This window comes from Francisella sp. 19S2-4 (assembly GCF_036281795.1).
Lineage (GTDB): Bacteria > Pseudomonadota > Gammaproteobacteria > Francisellales > Francisellaceae > Francisella.
Genome location: NZ_JAWUZH010000077.1, coordinates 1 through 4,481 on the forward strand (window position 1 = coordinate 1; position 4,481 = coordinate 4,481).

The window sequence follows — 4,481 nt, forward strand, 5'->3', positions numbered from 1 at the left end:
TCGTATATATAGCATCTGACTTATATGTACTATAGTTTGTTATCGTAAACTTATATGTACTTGTATCTCCTTGTTGAGCATCTTTAACCGTCGGCGTCGCTACACTACTTGTTATCACAATAGGAATTGCAGCTGACTTAGCCGATATAACATTATAATCGGTTACTGTAAACTCTATCAAGTTCTCACCTGCCGGCAATGTCTCTGTCACATCTCCTTTGTCATTTGGATTTACTATCTTACCGCCTCCATCAGAGATAGCCTGCGTTGTTTGACTATTATTATCGTACATAGTATAGATATCATTTTTATCATACGATGCATAATTCGTTATCGTAAATTTATAGGCATCTGTATCACCCTGTTCGGCATAGTCTACTTGTGGAGTCGCCACATCTTTCAACTGCCAATCAGAGAATACTTCAAATTTTTGCCATTTATTTTTTTTATTCTTAAATTGACCTGTAGCACTAACACTTACAAAGCTATTAGGCTTAGAAAATTTAACTGCCGCACTCGGAGCTTTTAATTTACAATTGTCGTATGAGCAAAGGGGTAATCCCAATTTTTGAAGAAGTGTATTACTTACATCGGCATATGAGCCATTAACTTTAAATTGATTCTCAATTAAAGGAGAAGATATATCTTTTTTTGAAAGTATTTGCTCTTTATCTCCGCTCACAGTAGAAAATACTAATATATCTAAATCTGCTAGTTTAAATGTACAAACAGTCCCTTCACAAAAATGTTCTAACCTTACCTTCTCATACTCTTTATCCTTGCCACAACTAACCATTAAGAGTATTAGTATAATAAAAATTATATTTCTTACCACAAGTCTAAACTCCCCATGATTTTTCTTGATATCCATTAATTTGATTTAATCTAGATGCCAAGTTATCTGACTCTCCCGCCCCGCCTATTCCTTTGAGTTCAAATTGAAGAATATATGTCGAAGTAAGAGGACTCAAAGTTGCAGGATCATTCGGATCAACATTAGTATATGCACTATCCTCCCATAAAAATCTAACATCCCAAGATTTGGCATTATACTGAACACCTACAAAAGTATTTGCTATTTTTTTCTGAACTAAGTCATAGTTCCATAGAGCAGCTATTGCCCATGTATCAGTTAAGTTTATAATGCTAGATAATGTTATAGTTTGCTGAGCCTGTGGTTTATCGCCATCATCTATCTGCTGTTGTGTTAAAGCATCCCAGTCACTAGCAATGTTATTGTATGATAAATTAAATATATTTTCATTATCGTCTTTATATGAAATCTGATACACTTGATAGTCAAAATTCTTTTCTTCTATTCTATAATTGACTTGTGCTGATAAATAAATATTTTTAGCTACTTGATATTGAAATGATGTAATCACAGGTGAAAAATTATCCTTATAAAAAGGATCTTGAACCGTACAACTTGAATTTCCTTGGCATAAAGTTACTTTCCTATCTGCAAAGTATGCCATTTGACCAATTTTAGCAGAAAACAAGGTTGTCCCATCACTCTGTTTTACAGTGTTACTTTCTAGAGCATAAGTTAATTGATTTGCATTATTTATTCTATCATAGCCTGTAAACCTATTAACTTGAAACATTTGCATATATTGTAAATTCTGGAAACTTGTATCAAATAAAGGAATATCATTTTGATTTTGATATGGAATATAGGTATAAAAAAGTCTAGGGTGCAATGTTGTTGTATAAGTTCCATTTTCAGTTGTATCATCACGATCAAAATAAAGACCCGCATCAATATTAAAAATTGGTAAAATGCTTGTAACGCTATTTTTGCTAAATTGAATTGTATCTGTAGGCCTATTGTTAAGTTGGTAAAAACGAACCGGAAGCTGTAATGATGGTTTCAAATATCCCCAAGTTTCTGTAAAATTTCCTGCTATCTTAGGCGCAACATATATTCTCAATGCATTAACATTTGTTCCTAAGGTTTCTGATCCAACACTAGCAGGACCCTTCTGCTTATAAAAGAAAGTATCCAAAGTATCTAGACTAAGATTCATATAATCACTTAAGTAAGCTCCCGAATCTAAATTAAGTTTAAATTCAGGAAGCTTAGCATATGGAGTATTCGAAACAGTCAGTTCCGGATTTACAACTCCATACTTTAAAAGTGTTAGCGCTGTGTTCACATAATCGTTAGTATAACCTAAATCAAACTCTCTATCAAGCAATGTCTTTGTTACTAAGTTAATATTACCAGCAGAGAAATCATTATAATATTGTGAGTCACTAACATAGTCATATGCTAAATTGCTAGTTATACCATTTTTAAAATCTGCTCTACTAGAAAGAGTAAGTGCTCCTCTAATTTTACCTGTTTGTAAATCATATGGTACAATAGAGCCCTCAAGTTGACTTTGGGAGTATTTATTAATATATCTAAAAGTCCCATTTTCCATTATGCCACTTTTTGACCACAAAACAGACTCAAGTAATAAGTCATAGTTAGGTGCTAAATTAAAATAATACGGTATAGATACTCCATAACCTGCGTTATCATTTTGCACAAAGCCTGGGGTTAAAAATCCAGAACGTCTTTTATTATTTAATGGCTCAGAAATATAAGGCACATAAATAATAGGAATATCTTTTATTTTGAAAAAACCATCTCTCATATAAAGCATCTGTTTTTTAGTATCAATATTTATATATCTTCCTGATATTTTCCAATCATTATCATAAGGACTTCCTGTAGTTATATATCCATCCCTTATAATTAGGTCCCCCTTGGGATTTTTAATTAAACTAGTTGCATACCCTCTTATATAATTACTATACTTCTCTCTTCTATATATACGTCTTTCTGGAGTTTTTTTATATATTCTAAAATAAGATTCTCCAGCACTGTACAAGTTATTGATTAAATCATCATCAATATCTCTAGTACGTATCAAAACTCCTGCAGACGGCTGCTTAAGAATTACATCACCAACTGCTACAATAGATGTAACAGATTTATCATCTTCATCATAATGTATAATAGCATTATCACCATATAGCTCTTGATCACATTGTAGAGCCATCACATTTCCTGAAGCAATAAGAGTTCCGTCTGAGTCAAACTGAGCATTATCATAGCTCACTTGAGTATCTTTCGACCTACACAATGCTTTAGTAAATTGAGAATCACTATCATAATAATATCCTCCAACAAAATAAGAAGGCTCATTAACCCACTCCAAATCTATTGCTAGAGCCTTTCTTCTTTGTTCTGATGTAATCTTTTTACTAAAAACATTTTTTGGTTTTTTTGCTCGATGGCACAACCAATGGCCGTGACTAACTAAACATTCCCAATCTTCTTTCATTGGATTATTGCTTACAATAGGAACACCATAGAGCCTTATTGTAAATATCAAAAAATAAAAATATAAACTTAAATAAACATATTTCTTTTTCGATATCATTAAAACTCTATACTACAATTAAATTTAAATGAGAGGTATTATATTGAATTTTAATTAAATATCAATGATCAGTTAATAAAAAGAATCTTTACACAATATTATTAATAAATTAATTCTTAATAAAAAATATGGAGCTGTCCTAGATAACTAAGTTATGTTAGGATGGTTTTGATGAGAAAAAGTAGATTAAGTTCATAAAAAATAGAGTTATTTATAGCAGGAAGTACAGCACGAACTGCATCAGTATCAGTATCAGTATCAGTATCAGTAAATAAAACCACAGCCAGCTATTATTTTTATAGATTAAGAGTATTAATTTATAAAAATAGTGAACATTTAGAAATATTTAAAGGAGAGATTGAAGTAGATGAAAGCTACTTTGTAGGAACTCGTAAAGGTAAGAGAGGTAGAGGAGCTGGTGGCAAAGTCGCTGTATTTGGTTTGCTTAAAAGGAATGGCAAGGTATATACCGTAATCATTCCATATGCTAAAAGTGACACTTTACTACCAATAATTAGAGAAAAAGTTAAGCCTGATAGTATCGTTTACACAGATACTTTTAGAAGCTATAATGCATTAGATATTTCAGAGTTTAAACACTATATAATTAACCATCGTAAGTTATTTGCTAAGAAGCACAATCATATAAATGGTATAGAGAATTTCTGGAGTCAAGCTAAGAGACACTTGAGAAAATTTAATGGTATTCCTAGAGAATAATTTTTATTTGTTTTTAAAGGAATATGAATGGAGATTTAATCACAGTGATTCTAAGAAACAGCTAAAGCTAATTAAACACTGGGTTAGAGAGAGTTTAAACTAGACTTATCTACGACAGCCCAAAAAATATTCTATACTTGCACCCAAATAGATTAAATCTTGAAACTAAAATAGGCTCCCATAAATGATAAAAAAAGAGCTAATTGAAAAAATGTGGGCTATTTTGAAATTTTTTGCCATTATTCATCATAAAGACTGTTGAATTAATATCCCAAATTGTTAGATATATTTTGTAAAATACAGATGTTACAGATATTAGTATTT

General features: G+C 31.3%; 2 protein-coding genes and 1 pseudogene. 1 reads left to right on the top strand and 2 read right to left on the bottom strand.

Annotation, left to right across the window (positions count from 1 at the left end):
- Positions 1-835, bottom strand: an 835-nt coding sequence (locus tag R8535_RS10640) for a COG1470 family protein (protein WP_329499515.1), incomplete at its 3' end; no start/stop codon positions are given.
- Between the two features lie 4 nt (positions 836-839).
- The gene (locus tag R8535_RS10645; RefSeq protein WP_329499101.1) at positions 840-3,434 is read right to left on the bottom strand and encodes an LPS-assembly protein LptD; all 2,595 of its coding nucleotides are present in this window, start codon (positions 3,432-3,434) and stop codon (positions 840-842) included.
- Between the two features lie 204 nt (positions 3,435-3,638).
- Here R8535_RS10645 and R8535_RS10650 point away from each other — a divergent pair.
- Positions 3,639-4,260, top strand: a pseudogene (locus R8535_RS10650) (IS1595 family transposase).
- Positions 4,261-4,481: the final 221 nt, after the last annotated feature.